This is a genomic window from Rhodococcus sp. NPDC057529, assembly GCF_042802055.1.
Lineage (GTDB): Bacteria > Actinomycetota > Actinomycetes > Mycobacteriales > Mycobacteriaceae > Rhodococcus_F.
This window is the reverse complement of sequence record NZ_JBHVEY010000004.1, coordinates 377,526-390,387: the sequence shown is the minus strand read 5'-3', so window position 1 is coordinate 390,387 and position 12,862 is coordinate 377,526. Positions and strand designations below refer to the sequence as shown.

At 68.1% G+C, this 12,862-nt stretch carries 14 protein-coding genes; 6 read left to right on the top strand and 8 right to left on the bottom strand.

Features of this window, described 5'->3' with window-relative positions; genetic code table 11:
- Window positions 1-8: 8 nt before the first annotated feature.
- Both ACFU5V_RS10170 and ACFU5V_RS10165 read right to left on the bottom strand, forming a co-directional pair.
- Window positions 9-1,016, bottom strand: a complete 1,008-nt coding sequence (locus tag ACFU5V_RS10170; RefSeq protein WP_378698846.1) for an NADP-dependent oxidoreductase — start codon at window positions 1,014-1,016, stop codon at window positions 9-11.
- Between the two features lie 25 nt (window positions 1,017-1,041).
- Window positions 1,042-1,428, bottom strand: a complete 387-nt coding sequence (locus ACFU5V_RS10165; RefSeq protein WP_087560373.1) for a DUF1304 domain-containing protein — start codon at window positions 1,426-1,428, stop codon at window positions 1,042-1,044.
- A gap of 80 nt (window positions 1,429-1,508) precedes the next feature.
- Between ACFU5V_RS10165 and ACFU5V_RS10160 the strand changes: the two genes are divergently transcribed.
- Entirely contained in the window at window positions 1,509-2,105 is a 597-nt protein-coding gene (locus ACFU5V_RS10160) for a TetR/AcrR family transcriptional regulator (protein WP_378698844.1), read from the top strand.
- A 43-nt stretch (window positions 2,106-2,148) separates the two neighbouring features.
- Here ACFU5V_RS10160 and ACFU5V_RS10155 read toward each other — a convergent pair whose 3' ends face one another.
- From ACFU5V_RS10155 to ACFU5V_RS10130, 6 genes are all read right to left on the bottom strand, one after another.
- Window positions 2,149-3,378 carry an allantoate amidohydrolase gene (locus ACFU5V_RS10155; RefSeq protein ID WP_378698842.1) on the bottom strand — a complete coding sequence of 410 codons (1,230 nt, stop codon included), beginning with the start codon at window positions 3,376-3,378 and terminating at the stop codon, window positions 2,149-2,151.
- 96 nt (window positions 3,379-3,474) lie between these two features.
- Window positions 3,475-4,791, bottom strand: coding sequence for an FMN-binding glutamate synthase family protein (locus ACFU5V_RS10150; RefSeq protein WP_072937026.1), 1,317 nt, complete (start codon window positions 4,789-4,791; stop codon window positions 3,475-3,477).
- A gap of 10 nt (window positions 4,792-4,801) precedes the next feature.
- Complete coding sequence (locus ACFU5V_RS10145; protein ID WP_378698839.1) at window positions 4,802-5,500, bottom strand: protein glxC; 699 nt, start codon at window positions 5,498-5,500, stop codon at window positions 4,802-4,804.
- On the bottom strand, window positions 5,488-6,384 hold the full coding sequence (locus tag ACFU5V_RS10140) for a glutamine amidotransferase family protein (RefSeq protein ID WP_378698837.1): 897 nt from the start codon (window positions 6,382-6,384) through the stop codon (window positions 5,488-5,490). The genes ACFU5V_RS10145 and ACFU5V_RS10140 overlap by 13 nt, the downstream gene beginning before the upstream one ends.
- A gap of 24 nt (window positions 6,385-6,408) precedes the next feature.
- A complete protein-coding gene (gene glnT, locus ACFU5V_RS10135) occupies window positions 6,409-7,770 on the bottom strand; it encodes a type III glutamate--ammonia ligase (protein ID WP_378698835.1) in 1,362 nt (453 codons plus the stop codon).
- A gap of 45 nt (window positions 7,771-7,815) precedes the next feature.
- Complete coding sequence (locus ACFU5V_RS10130; RefSeq protein WP_378698833.1) at window positions 7,816-9,009, bottom strand: NAD(P)/FAD-dependent oxidoreductase; 1,194 nt, start codon at window positions 9,007-9,009, stop codon at window positions 7,816-7,818.
- Between the two features lie 319 nt (window positions 9,010-9,328).
- Between ACFU5V_RS10130 and ACFU5V_RS10125 the strand changes: the two genes are divergently transcribed.
- Genes ACFU5V_RS10125 through ACFU5V_RS10105 form a run of 5 tightly spaced genes read left to right on the top strand, consistent with a single transcriptional unit; the run spans window position 9,329 to window position 12,781 of the window.
- A complete protein-coding gene (locus tag ACFU5V_RS10125; RefSeq protein ID WP_378698831.1) occupies window positions 9,329-9,712 on the top strand; it encodes an ethanolamine utilization protein in 384 nt (127 codons plus the stop codon).
- A 6-nt stretch (window positions 9,713-9,718) separates the two neighbouring features.
- A complete protein-coding gene (locus tag ACFU5V_RS10120) occupies window positions 9,719-10,249 on the top strand; it encodes a dimethylamine monooxygenase subunit DmmA family protein (protein WP_378698829.1) in 531 nt (176 codons plus the stop codon).
- The gene (locus tag ACFU5V_RS10115; protein ID WP_378698827.1) at window positions 10,246-11,223 is read left to right on the top strand and encodes a PDR/VanB family oxidoreductase; all 978 of its coding nucleotides are present in this window, start codon (window positions 10,246-10,248) and stop codon (window positions 11,221-11,223) included. The genes ACFU5V_RS10120 and ACFU5V_RS10115 overlap by 4 nt, the downstream gene beginning before the upstream one ends.
- Window positions 11,220-12,209, top strand: coding sequence for a DUF3445 domain-containing protein (locus ACFU5V_RS10110; RefSeq protein ID WP_378698824.1), 990 nt, complete (start codon window positions 11,220-11,222; stop codon window positions 12,207-12,209). The genes ACFU5V_RS10115 and ACFU5V_RS10110 overlap by 4 nt, the downstream gene beginning before the upstream one ends.
- Window positions 12,206-12,781 (top strand): TetR/AcrR family transcriptional regulator, encoded by a 576-nt coding sequence (locus ACFU5V_RS10105; RefSeq protein ID WP_378698822.1) that lies wholly within the window; start codon window positions 12,206-12,208, stop codon window positions 12,779-12,781. Before ACFU5V_RS10110 ends, ACFU5V_RS10105 begins: the two co-directional genes overlap by 4 nt.
- Window positions 12,782-12,862: the final 81 nt, after the last annotated feature.

Below are 12,862 nucleotides of genomic sequence, written 5' to 3'. Positions count from 1 at the left end.
ACAGGTGGCTACGCCACCTTCACCAGCATCTTCCCGACGTTCGCGCCGCGCATGAGCTGCAGGAACGCGTCGACCGAGTTCTCGATGCCGTCGACGACGGTCTCGTCGTGCACCACGTCGCCGGACGCGAGCCACGGTCCCATCTTGGCGGCGAACTCGGGGAACACGTGGGTGTAGTTGCCGAGCGTGAAACCCTCGAGGGTGAGCCCGCGGCTGATGATGTTCACCATGTTGTCGGGGCCGGGAGTGCGCTCGGTGGCGTTGTACGCCGCGATCGCGCCGCACAGTGCGGCCCGCCCGCCGAGGCGCATGACGTCGAGGGCGGCCTCGAGGTGGTCGCCACCGACGTTGTCGAAGTAGACGTCGATGCCGTCGCCCGCGAGTCCGCGCAGCTGCTCGCGCACGGGTGCCTGCTTGTAGTCGAAGGCCGCGTCGTATCCGTAGCGGTCGGTCAGCAGCGCGACCTTCTCCGCGGACCCGGCGGAACCGATCACCCGGGACGCGCCTTCGAGTCGTGCGATCTGGCCGGCGGCGGTCCCGACCGCTCCCGCGGCTCCGGAGATGAATACGGAGTCGCCGGCCTTCAGGTGGGCGATGTGGACCAGCCCGACGTAGGCGGTGAGCCCGGTCAGTCCGAGAATCCCCAGGTAAGCCGAGATCCGCACTCCCGGAATCTCTTCGACGACCCGGAACGCGGAGGCGTCACCCTGCGCGACGTCGCGCCACCCGAGGTCGTGGACGACCACCGAGCCGACCGGGTGGGTGGCGGCGGTGGATTCGACGACGCGACCGACGGCCCCGCCGGTCATCGTCTCACCCAGCACGAACGGCGGGATGTACGACTTCACGTCGTTCATCCGGCCGCGCATGTAGGGGTCGACGGAGACGAACTCGTTGAGCACGCGCACCTGGTCGGGCCCGAGTGCGGGTAGTTCGACGGTGGCGGTGCGGAAGTCGTCCGGGGTGGGCCAGCCCACCGGCCGATGGATCAGTTGAATCTGGGTGCTCGACGGCATGGTGTTCCTTTCGATGCATCTGAGGTCACAGCGCCAGTCCGAGCGCGAGGAGGATGACGGCGAGCAGCGGCAGGGTCCCCTGGGTGATCGCCGCGCGCGCCTTGTCGGGCGACGACAGCAGGAGCACGAGCGCCGCGAGCAGCATGGAGCCCGCTCCGGCGAAGACGAGGGCCGAACCGACGGCGGTGGCGCCGATGGCGACGGCGACGATGCCGACTGCCGTCACGATCGCCAGGAAGAGGTTGTAGAAGCCCTGGTTGAAGGCAAGCTCCCTGGTGGCGGCGGCCTCTTCGGCGCTGGTCCCGAACGTCGCGCGGGTGCGCGGCGCCGTCCAGAGGACGGACTCGAGCACGAAGATATACACGTGGAGCGCACTGGCGAGTGCGGCAAGAACAAGACCCGCGGCGACCATACGAAACCCCTCCTCGTTCTGAACTGACCATTTCAATATATACTGAAATGGTCGTTTCACAACCACGAGTGAGGACCGTCATGCCGCGCACGCAGGACTTCGACACGGCCGAGGTGGTCGCCCGCGCCCGCGACCTGTTCTGGGACAAGGGCTTCGAAGCCACATCGATACCCGACCTCGAGCGCGTCACCGGTTTGAATCGGTCGAGCCTCTACAACGCCTTCACCAACAAACGCGGACTCTACGACGCCGCCGTCCACGACTACCTGGACCGCGTGGTGCGTCCCCGGCTCCGCATCCTGACCGACGAGCCGACCCGCCCCGACGCCGCCTCGCGCTACTACCGCAGCCTCGCCGGCGCCCTCGCGTCCCTCCCCGATGAAGCCCCCGGACGCGGCTGCCTGCTGCTCAACAGTGCCGCCGGTTTCGCCGCACACGACGACGCACAACGGTCCGTCGTCGAGAGCTACCAGCGCGAACTGTCCGGGGCGCTCACCCACGCACTCCGAGCCCACGACCCCGACGCCTCGGCCGCCACCCTGCAGCACCGGGCCCGGCTCCTGACGTCCCTGTCCGTCAGCGCCCTCCTACTGTCGCGGGTCGACCGCGACGAAGCCGTCGCGGTCGCGAACACCGCCGTCGAACAGCTCGAGGAGTGGAGCCCCTCCCGTACGTGAGTGGCAAAGAGTGCCCCGGCACGCTTTGACGCTCACGTGGGGGTCAGGTGGCGGTCACCCAGTCCGCCATCACGTCCGCGAGCGCTTCCGCGCCCCGATTGCAGTCGTCGGCCTCGGCGAACTCGTCCGGCGAGTGCGACACACCGGTGGGGTTGCGGACGAACATCATCGCGGTGGGCACCTTCGCCGACAGGATCCCCGCGTCGTGACCGGCCGCGGTCGGGAGGACGGGGATGTCGCCGAGGTGGGCGAGGGAGCGGCGCAGTCGTTCCCGGGTGTCGTGCGGGAACTCGACGATCGGTGTCACCGATTCGGCGTCGACGTCGAGACCGATGCCGTCGGCGGCCGCGTAGGCCCGCGCCTCGGCGGTGATCTGCTGCACCAGTTTCGTCAGCGTCTCCTCGTCGGCGGCCCGGGCGTCGAGCCACGCCCGCACCTCCGACGGAATCGCATTGGCACCGTTGGGAAGTACCCGCACCTTGCCGAACGTCGCGACCGCCTCGTGCAGTGCCGCGGCGGACCGTGCGGTGTGTACCGAGGACGCGAACGCGAGCATCGGGTCGCGGCGGTCGACCAAACGGGTGGCACCTGCATGGTTGGCCTCCCCGGAGAACACGAACTGCCACCGCCCGTGCGGCCAGATCGACGAGGCCACGGCGATGGGGCTGTCGATCAGGTCGAGGGCGCGCCCCTGCTCGACGTGCAGTTCCACGTACACGCCGACGCGGTCGACGAGGTCGGGGTCCTCGCCGAGATGGTGCGGGTCGCGGCCGGCCGAGATCAGTGCCTCGCCGAGGCTGATGCCGTCGCTGTCCCGCAGAGCCAGAGCACGGGCAGGTGTCACCGCCCCGGTCGAGAGCTGTGAGCCGACGCAGGCGACACCGAACCGCGCACCCTCCTCGTCGGAAAACGCCGTGACCGCCACCGGACGCGTCGGCACGATCCCCCGTTCCCGCACCAGGTCGATCGCCGCGAACGCCGACACGACCCCGAGGGGTCCGTCGTAGGCGCCGCCGTCGGGCACGGAGTCGAGGTGCGACCCGGTGACGAAACTGTCGCGGGGATCACCCGACCATCCCTCCGGCATCCACCAGGCCCACAGGTTGCCGTTGCGGTCTTCCTCGACGCTCATCCCCCGCTGCCGGGCGCAGTCGCCGAACCATTCTCGCAGCGTCATGTCGGCGTCGTTCCACGCGAAGCGGCGGTACCCGCGCGTCGACTTGTGCTGACCGACATCGAGAATGGTCGCCCACAGCGAATCGAACGAAGTCATGTATTGGGTCCTCTACTCGTAGGAATAGGCGCTTCGCGCCCGTGCGTGGTTAACGAGTCTTTGGACTCCTTAAGCACGCACGGGTGGCGGAGCCGCCTACAGTGCGCCGGGGATCCAGGTGGTTCCGGCGAGGGGCACGCGTGCCATGGCGGACGCCTCGACGGTGAGGGCGACGAGGTCCTCGGGTTCGAGGTTGCGCAGGTGCGACTTGCCGCAGGCGCGGGCCAGGGTCTGCGCCTCCATGGTGAGCACCCGCAGGTAGTTCGCGAGCCGCCGTCCGCCCTCGACGGGGTCGAGGTTCTTCGACAGTTCCGGGTCCTGGGTGGTGATCCCGGCGGGGTCCTTGCCTGCCTGGAAGTCGTCGTAGAACCCGGCGGCGGAGCCGAGTTCCTCGTACTGCTTCGCGTAGCGGGGGCTGTTGTCTCCCAACGCGATCAGGGCGGCGGTGCCGATCGCGACGGCGTCCGCACCGAGGGCCATCGCCTTCGCGACGTCCGCGCCGCTCCGGATGCCACCGGACACGATGAGCTGCACCTTCCTGTGCACCCCGAGCTCCTGCAGCGCCTGGACCGCCTGCGGGATCGCCGCGAGGGTGGGGATGCCGACATGTTCGATGAACACGTCCTGGGTGGCGGCGGTGCCGCCCTGCATGCCGTCGACGACGACGACGTCGGCGCCGGCCTTCACTGCGAGTTTCACGTCGTAGTAGGTGCGGGTGGCACCGACCTTGATGTAGATCGGCTTCTCCCAGTTGGTGATCTCGCGCAACTCGATGATCTTGATTGCGAGGTCGTCGGGACCGGTCCAGTCGGGATGCCGGCACGCCGACCGCTGATCGACACCCATGGGGAGGGTGCGCATCCCGGCGACGCGTTCGGTGATCTTCTGTCCCAGCAGCATTCCGCCGCCGCCGGGCTTGGCGCCCTGCCCGAGGACGATCTCGATGGCGTCGGCCTTGCGCAGGTCGTCCGGGTTCATCCCGTACCGCGACGGCAGGTACTGGTAGACCAGGTTCTTCGACTGCCCGCGTTCCTCCGGGGTCATGCCGCCGTCGCCGGTGGTGGTGGACGTGCCGACCTCGCTGGCGCCGCGGCCTAGCGCTTCCTTCGCCTGCCCGGACAGCGCGCCGAAGCTCATGCCGGCGATGGTGATCGGGATGTCCAGGTGCAGCGGGAACTTCGCGTTGCGGTCGCCGAGGACGACGTCGGTGTCGCACTTTTCGCGGTACCCCTCGAGCGGGTACCGCGACATCGACGCGCCGAGGAACAGCAGGTCGTCGAAGTGGGGCAGCCTCCGCTTGGCGCCCCAGCCGCGGATGTCGTAGATGCCGGTCTCGGCGGCCCGCTGGATCTCGGAGATGACGCCGCGGTCGAACGTCGCCGATTCGCGCAGGGCCGGGTTCGGGGTGTTCATGACGGTTCTCCTAGTAGGCGCTGGCGTTGTCGACGTGGAAGTTGTAGAGCTTGCGGGCGGAGCCGTACCGGGTGAACTCGGACGGGTCGGCGTCGAAGCCGGCTTGATCGAGCAGTTCCCGCAGTTCCGTCAGGTGCTCCTCGCGCATCTCCTTCTTGATGCAGTCGGCGCCGAGGGACGCGACGGTGCCGCGGACGTAGATGCGCGCCTCGTACAGCGAGTCGCCGAGGGCTTCGCCGGCGTCGCCGAGGACGACGAGCCGGCCCGCCTGACCCATGAACGCGGACATGTGCCCGATGTTGCCGCCGACGACGATGTCGACGCCCTTCATCGAGATGCCGCAGCGCGCAGCAGCATTGCCGTCGATCACGAGCAGTCCGCCGTGGGCGGTGGCGCCGGCGGACTGCGACGCGTCGCCCTTGACGTGCACCGTCCCCGACATCATGTTCTCGGCGAGCCCGACGCCGGCGTTGCCGGTCACGGTCACGGTGGCCTGCTGGTTCATGCCGGCGCAGTAGTAGCCGACGTGCCCCTCGATCGTGACGTCGATGTCCGAGTCGAGGCCGCAGGCGAGTGCGTGCGCCCCCTGGGGGCCGGTGACGGTGACGACCTTCGGCGCCTCGGGCGAGGTGAGCCGTTCGTTGACGGCCCGGGTGCTCGACGACGCGAGGTCCAGGACAGTTGCTTCGGTGGTGGCTACCGGTGCCATACGTACACCTCTTCCGGTTCGGGCTCGAAGATTCGGGCGTTCTCGACGCCGGGCAGGTTCGCCAGGGCGCGGTATTCGGAGGCCATCGCGACCCACTGGTCGGTCTCGGCGATGACGGCGGGCTTGCAGGAGATGGCGTCGCGGACCACGGCGAACGAGTCGGCGGTCGAGACGAGGAGGGTGTAGAAGCCGTCGAATGTCTCGTTGAGCATGAGCAGCGCCTTCTCGAGATCGACGCCCTCGGCGAGTTGCTTGGCGACGAACCGCGCCCCGACCTCGGTGTCGTTGGCGCTGTCGAACACGACGCCGTCGCGTTCGAGCTGGTGCTTGATGCTCATGTGGTTCGAGAAGGACCCGTTGTGCACCAGGCACTCGTCGGGGCCGACGGAGAACGGGTGCGAACCCTCGGCGGTGACGGCGGATTCGGTGGCCATCCGGGTGTGGGCGACGCCCTGCCATCCGGTGGCGGCGGGCAGCCCGAACCGGTTCGCCAGGTCGACGGGGTTCCCGACGCCCTTGAGGACGGTGAGATCGTCGCCGAAGCCGATGACCCGTGCCGTGGGGACGAGGCTGCGCACGGCCGCCGCGAGGTCCCCCGCGCCGACGACGCCGTGCAGGATCGTGGTCGGGTCGAGGTCGAGTCCGGTGATGGTCGTGTCGAGGGTGGACGACAGCGTCGCGGCGAGATCCGCTGCGGGGATGGGGCAGTCGAGCAGCGAGACCGTCGACTCCCCTTCCGGCGACCAGGTCCGGTCGCCGTAGATGGCCATGCCGGCGGAATCGGGGCCGCGGTCGCACATCTGCGCGAGCATGTCGGTGAGCAGGGCGCCGAGTTGTGGGTAGAGGGACGGCTCACGCAGGTGAAGTCCGACGATTCCACACATGGATGTCTCCTTTCGGGAGGTCGTTCAGAACGCAGTCAGGTAGTGGTCGAGTTCCCAGGGGGAAACGGTGTTGTGCCAGGCGAAGAATTCCTCGCGCTTGAGTTTCGCGAAGTACTCGGCGACGCCGGGGCCCGCGACGTCGAGGGCGCCCGTCACGATCGGATCCGATTCCAGCGCGTCCATGGCGTGCAGCAACGTCATCGGCAGCATGTCGCTGGGGCTGTCGCCGGATCCCGGGGTGCCCGGGTCGAGGTCGCGGGCGATGCCGTCCAGGCCGGCGGCGATCGCGGTGGCGGCCGCGAGGTAGGGGTTGGCGGAGCCGTCGCCGCCGCGCAGTTCCACCCGGTTCTTGTCCGGCACCCGCAGGTAGTGGGTGCGGTCGTTGCCACCGTACGTGGCGTACCGCGGCGACCAGGTGGCGCCGCTGCTCGTCGAGGTGGCGCCGGTTCGCTTGTAGGAGTTTACGGTCGGGGCGATCACGCCCTGCAGCGCGCACGCATGCTCCAGAATGCCGGCGATGAACGCGTATGCGGTTTTCGACAGTCCGAGCCCCTTGGGGTCGTCACCGTCCGGGAACACCGAACCGCCGTCGTTCCACAGCGACAGGTGCAGGTGCATGCCCGACCCGGTGCGGTCGGAGAACGGCTTCGGCATGAACGTGGCCTTCATGCCCCGTTTCTCGGCGATCACCGACAACAGGTACCGGGCGGTGATCACCCGGTCCGAGGTGGTCATCGCGTCGGCGTAGTCGAAGTTCTGCTCGAACTGCCCGTTGCCGTCCTCGTGGTCGTTGGCGTAGTTGCCCCACCCGAGCGTGTTCATGGCCTGCGACACCTCGGTGAGGTGGTCGTACATCCGGGTGACGTCGCGGGCGTCGTAACACGGCTGACGGCTGACGTCGTCGGTGTCCGCGGTGGTGAGGGGACCGTCGCCGGTGCGGTTGACGAGGAAGTACTCGATCTCCGCCCCGACGTTGACGGACAGGCCGAGTTCGGCCGCCTTCTTCAGCGTCTCCTTCAGGATCACCCGCGGCGCATACGGCCACGGCGTGCCCTCCACGTGGGGGTCGCAGTGCACGATCGCGAGTCCGGGCTTCACGAACGGGATCGGCGTGAACGACGAGACATCTGGCACGGCAACGAGATCGGAGTCCTTCGGCTCCTGCCCCATGTGCCCGGCCGCGTAGCCGGCGAAGCCCACGCCGTCGTCCTGAAGTTGCTCGACGGCCTCGATCGGGACGAGTTTGGCGCACGGTTTCCCGGACAGGGTGACGAACAGGGCGAGGATGAAGGTGGTTCCGGTGGCCCGGGCCACCTCGGACAAGGTCTGCGGTGGGGATGCCACGATGTTCTGCGCGGTGAACGCGTCAGCAGTGTCGACAGCCATGGGGAGCTCCTGAACTGGTGGTCTACGGGTGAGGTGGTTTGTGGGTCAGCGCATCTCGCCGGCGCCCTCGTAGGGGTGCAGGCTGAAGAGGAGGTCGCCCTCCTCGAAGCGCGAGTAGCGGAAGTCGGACGGCTCGACGTTCGGGAGGGTGGTCGTGCCGTCGTCGAGCAGCATGTCGGCGACGAGGCGCCCGACCGCGGGGGAGATCTTGAAACCGTGACCGGAGAACCCGGTGGCGAGGAACAGCCCGGCGACGGGCGCGGGCCCGATGATCGGGTTGTAGTCGGGGGTGACGTCGTACGCCCCGACGTACGAGGACGTGATGCGCGGGTCCGGCATGTCCGGCAGCCGGTTGCCCAGCTTCATGATGTTCTTCTCGATGGTGCTGTCGTCCGCGCGGTTGCTGTACTTGTCGGGGTCGATGTATTCGGGCGCGGCATGGTCGCTGTTCCCGACGAGCAGTTCGCCGTTGGGTTCGCGGCAGATGTACTGCAGTCCGGCGAGATCCGACAGCACCGGAACCTCCGGCGTGGGAACTCCCTGATCGATCAGGACGAGTTGCGCGCGTTGGGCTTTCACCGGGATGTCGACGCCGACTCCGGCACCGAGTTCGGGCGCCCACGGGCCGGTCGCGAGGATCACGTGCTCGGCGTGCACCTCGTCGCCGTTACCCAGGGTCACGCCGTAGACGCGGCCGTCGGTGTTCTGCAGCAGCGACGCTACCGGCGTGCTCTGGCGGATCGTGACGCCCAGCTTGCGGGCGGACGCGCCGAACGCCATGCCGGCCATGTACGCCTCGCCGCGGCCGCCGAGGGGCTCGTAGGCGAAGGCGGCGAAATCGTCGAGGTGCAGCCCCGGCCACAGCTCGGCCATCTTGTCGTGGCCGATGTAGTCGACGTCGATGCCGAGGCCCTGCATCATCGCGACGTTCGCCTTGAGCGGGTCGATGTTGTTCTCGCCGACGCCGACGACGTACCCGCACTGGCGGAACGCCATGTCGTCGCCGAAGATCTCCGTGGCCCGCGTGAAGATGTCGACGCCGTACCAGGACATCGCCGCCAGCGACGGCGTCCCGTAGTGGCACCGGACCACGCCGGACGACTTGCCGGTCATGCCCGAGCACAAGGTGTCGCGCTCGAGGACCAGGACGTCGGTCTCGCCTCGGTCCGCGAGCGACCACGCGATGGCGAGACCCTCGAGTCCTCCACCGACGATCACGAACTTTGCTGTCTCTGTCACGTTGCTTCCTTCATTCGGCCGGACGGTCGGGCTCTGGTGGCTGCGGTAGCGGTTCGTTTCACCTCATGAATCGCTGTTGTTCACCATGAAACAGTTCTACTATGTCCATCGCGTTACGGCAATGTTGTGGCCGAATCACCAAAATCTCCGGTCCAACTGAGGCTTCGGCAGGATAATGCGGTCCTGAACAGCGAACTTTCCGGGTCGCCAACTGGATTTACGCCACTGAAATGTGCAATGTGGTTTCCTGTTGCTACCCCGAGTTTCACGAAGGGGATTCGCTCTTCACCACCCTCCATCGCCTCTCACAGGAGACTCCATGACCACGACCGACAAGCCCACCGCCGTCCCGTTCCGCGTCACCGCCGGATTCCACGAGAACCTGCCGCAGATGCCGGTCTCGCAGTACCCGGGCACCAAGGGATACATCGACGACGTCTTCGCCAACCCGGACGGCTCCGAGATGTCGGCCGGCTACTTCGAACTCCAGCGCACCGACGCCCCGCTCGACTACTACTACGCGTACGACGAGATGAAGGTCGTCCTCGAAGGCGAGTTCACCCTGGAGAACCTCGACACCGGCCAGGTCGAGGTGGCGAAGGCGAAGGATGCGATCTTCTTCCCCAAGGGGTCGCGCATCCGCTTCACCACCCCCGACCGCGCGCTGGCCTACTTCGTCGGCCACCGTTCCTTCGCACCCTGATCCGCGATGGCCGTCTCGATGAGGTCGACGAGCGTCCCACGGTGGCGGTCCGATTACTCGGCCGTCGACGACCTGGCGGCCGGCGCTCGCGTCACCTGCTACGTGCTCGTCTCGGACGGTTCGGTCGGTGATCGAATACTGCGCGAGCTGTCCGAGCGGGTCGCCCCGGTACCGACTCGCACGCTGGCCGTCGAGAACGTCGACGGATCCGGGCTCGACGACCTGCTGTCCGAAGCGCGCATCGGGTGGCGATTCGTGGTCGCGGGTTCCGAGCGGACGGTGGGGGCGGTGCGCTCCCGGCTGGTCTCCGCGGGCGCATTGCCCTCTGAGATCGCCGCCGTGATCAGCGACGGGGACACCGGGGTGCGCGACGTGTACTGCGCGCACTGCCACACGACGTCCCCGAACGTTCCGGTGGCCATGGGCGGGCAGACACCGTGCACGGGGTGTTCCGAAGAGCTGACCGTCTACCACCACTTCTCCCGGCGCCACAGCGCGTATCTGGGTTACCGAGCTGACGCGGAGGAACTGCCATGACCATGGTGCTCGAAACGGTTGCGGGCGAAGATGTTTCCGGTACGCTCGCCCTGACGGTGCGCGAGGCCCGGCTGCTGTGCCCGGGTGTCCGGCACGTCGTCCTCGCGGACCCGGGCGGCCGCGCCCTGCCGACGTTCACCCCGGGCAGCCATATCGCGGTGAACTGGTCCGAGGGCAGGCACAACTCGTACTCGCTGACGGGGCCGTCGATCGAGCCGGACCACTACGCGATCTCGGTCCGGCTCGACGAGAACGGCCACGGCGGTTCGCGCTGGGTCCACGACCTCCAGCCGGGGCAGACCGTCCGGGTGAGCCGCCCGCGCAGCGCATTCGCGCCGATCCTCAACGCCCGGCACCACATCCTGGTCGCGGGCGGGATCGGCGTCACGCCGATCCTGTCGCACGTGCGGGCCGCCCTCGAATGGGGTCGGTCGTTCGAGGTGATCTACTCCTTCCGCGATCGTCAGGGGGCGCACGCCGACGAACTGGCGGCGCTGTGCGGCGACCGGCTCGTCACGGTGCCCACCCCCGACGAACTGCGCGAGACCTTGGTTCCCACACTGGCGGACCAGCCACTCGGCACCCACGTCTACACGTGCGGACCCGCGCCGATGATCGCCGCGGTCGCGGAGTGGGCCCGCGAATGCGGCTGGCCACCGGGCCGCGTGCACTCGGAGGCGTTCGGCGCGGGCCCGCTGCCCGAAGGAAACCCGTTCGCCGCCAAGCTCGGACGCACCGGGATGATCGTCCCCGTCCCGTCGGGCACCAGCCTTCTGGAAGCCCTGCTGGACAAGGGCATCACCGTCCCGAACCTGTGCCGGCAGGGAGTGTGCGGCGAATGCCGGCTGTCGGTCCGCGGCGGCGAGGTCGAGCACCGCGACCTGTTCCTCACCGACGAGGAGAAGGCGTCCGGGGATTCGATCATGCCGTGCGTGTCACGGGCCGTAGGAGACCGATTGGAGCTGGAATTGTGACCTCGACCGACTCGCGTACCGCGCATTTTCCCTTCCCCTTCCCCCGCGACCAGTACCGCTACAGCACCAACGTCGAGCCGGCCGGGAACCCGACCGAAACCCTGGCCGGCAGCTGGGGCGGCACCCGCATCGCCATCGACGACCACTACCACCGCGAACTCGCCGAGCGCGAACGAATCCTCACCGCGGACCCGTCGCGGCACCAGTGCCTGCCGCACATGGTCCCCGCCGCCTGGGACGCGATGCTCACCCTGATGCGCACCCTCGCCGCCGAATACCCCGACACCATGGCCCTCGAACGTCGCGGGGACACCTGGTTCTGGCGGAACGACCTCCTCGGGATCGAGCACAGCTTCGTGTTCGGCGACCTCACCACGTTGCCGGCGCCGCCGCTGCTGTACATCTGCGGCCAGATCCAGGAAGACGTCGTGCTCCTCGATCAGCGTGAGGGCGCATTGTGGGGCGACGCCGGCTTGGTGACATTCGCCGCGGACTGGTCCTTCGGATTCGACGTCGGGATGAGCTTCCTCGAGATCCACGGCCCCGTCCCGCGTATCCACACCGAGAAGATCATCACCCGCGCCCACAACTTCCTGATGCGGCTCGAACCCGGCCAGAGCTACCGGCGCACCAACTGGACGCTGACCGTCGACGGCACACTCGACACGTCCACCGAGACCTATCCGGAGTGGGGGAAGGACCGTCGCACGCTCGCCGACGGACCGCTCGACGAGGTCGGCGACCGACTGTTCCTCAGAACCGAAGTGCAGCACCTGATCCGGCTCGCCCACTCCGGCGCTGTCATGTTCCTGATCCGCACCTACCTGCTCCCGCTCCGCGACGTCGCGTCCGTCCCCGAGTGGGGTGCACGGCTGTACAAGGTCCTCGAGGACCTTCCGGTGGACATGGCCGAATACAAGGGCATCAGCCGCACCCGCGAGCCCGGAATGAGATGGCTCGCGGCCCACGGGGGTGTGGAACTGTGACGCTGGTTGACGGGCGACGGCGGGCAGTCCCCTGCAGCGATCAGGTGGCTCTCGACCTCGTCCTCGCGACAGTCTCCGTGATCGCCCGCGACGGACTGCGCGGTCTGACGGTCCGGGCCGTCGCCGCGGAGGCGGGCATCACGGACGCGGAAGTCCGGCAGAGTTTCGCGTCGACGGACGCCCTCGTCGACGCCGCACTCCGGTACGCGCTGGACAAGAGCGCGAGCGTCTTCGCCGACATCGCCGACGGGTCGTCACTCGACCACTTCGTCGAGCACCTCACGGACCTCGTCGCCCGAGACCCCGACCTACAGGTCTTCCAGTACGAGCTGATGCTCGAATCCCGGCGGACACCTCGCCTCGACGCACATGTGAAGCTGCTGTACGCCACGTACATCGAGGCGACGTCCCAGGCCCTGACCCGCCTGGGCATCATCGCCGACGAAGATCTGACCCTGCTGGTGTACTCGGCGATCGAGGGTTTCATCATGCACCAGCTGGTCGCCAAGGATCGTCCCGCCACCGAGCGCGCCATCGAGCGCCTGCGCCGGATTCTGTCGACCGCGAGGTGACCCCCAGGTGAGTGGCAAAGTGTGCCCCGGCACGCTTTGCCACTCACCTGGGGAGGATCTGGGCGAGAACCCCGTCCGTCA

Bases quoted from the DNA above. Each gene is read 5' to 3' on its own strand.
- ACFU5V_RS10170 (WP_378698846.1), bottom strand. From the start codon at position 1,016: ATGCCGTCGAGCACCCAGATTCAACTGATCCATCGGCCGGTGGGCTGG.
- ACFU5V_RS10165 (WP_087560373.1), bottom strand. From the start codon at position 1,428: ATGGTCGCCGCGGGTCTTGTTCTTGCCGCACTCGCCAGTGCGCTCCAC.
- ACFU5V_RS10160 (WP_378698844.1), top strand. From the start codon at position 1,509: ATGCCGCGCACGCAGGACTTCGACACGGCCGAGGTGGTCGCCCGCGCC.
- ACFU5V_RS10155 (WP_378698842.1), bottom strand. From the start codon at position 3,378: ATGACTTCGTTCGATTCGCTGTGGGCGACCATTCTCGATGTCGGTCAG.
- ACFU5V_RS10150 (WP_072937026.1), bottom strand. From the start codon at position 4,791: ATGAACACCCCGAACCCGGCCCTGCGCGAATCGGCGACGTTCGACCGC.
- ACFU5V_RS10145 (WP_378698839.1), bottom strand. From the start codon at position 5,500: ATGGCACCGGTAGCCACCACCGAAGCAACTGTCCTGGACCTCGCGTCG.
- ACFU5V_RS10140 (WP_378698837.1), bottom strand. From the start codon at position 6,384: ATGTGTGGAATCGTCGGACTTCACCTGCGTGAGCCGTCCCTCTACCCA.
- glnT (WP_378698835.1), bottom strand. From the start codon at position 7,770: ATGGCTGTCGACACTGCTGACGCGTTCACCGCGCAGAACATCGTGGCA.
- ACFU5V_RS10125 (WP_378698831.1), top strand. From the start codon at position 9,329: ATGACCACGACCGACAAGCCCACCGCCGTCCCGTTCCGCGTCACCGCC.
- ACFU5V_RS10120 (WP_378698829.1), top strand. From the start codon at position 9,719: ATGGCCGTCTCGATGAGGTCGACGAGCGTCCCACGGTGGCGGTCCGAT.
- ACFU5V_RS10115 (WP_378698827.1), top strand. From the start codon at position 10,246: ATGACCATGGTGCTCGAAACGGTTGCGGGCGAAGATGTTTCCGGTACG.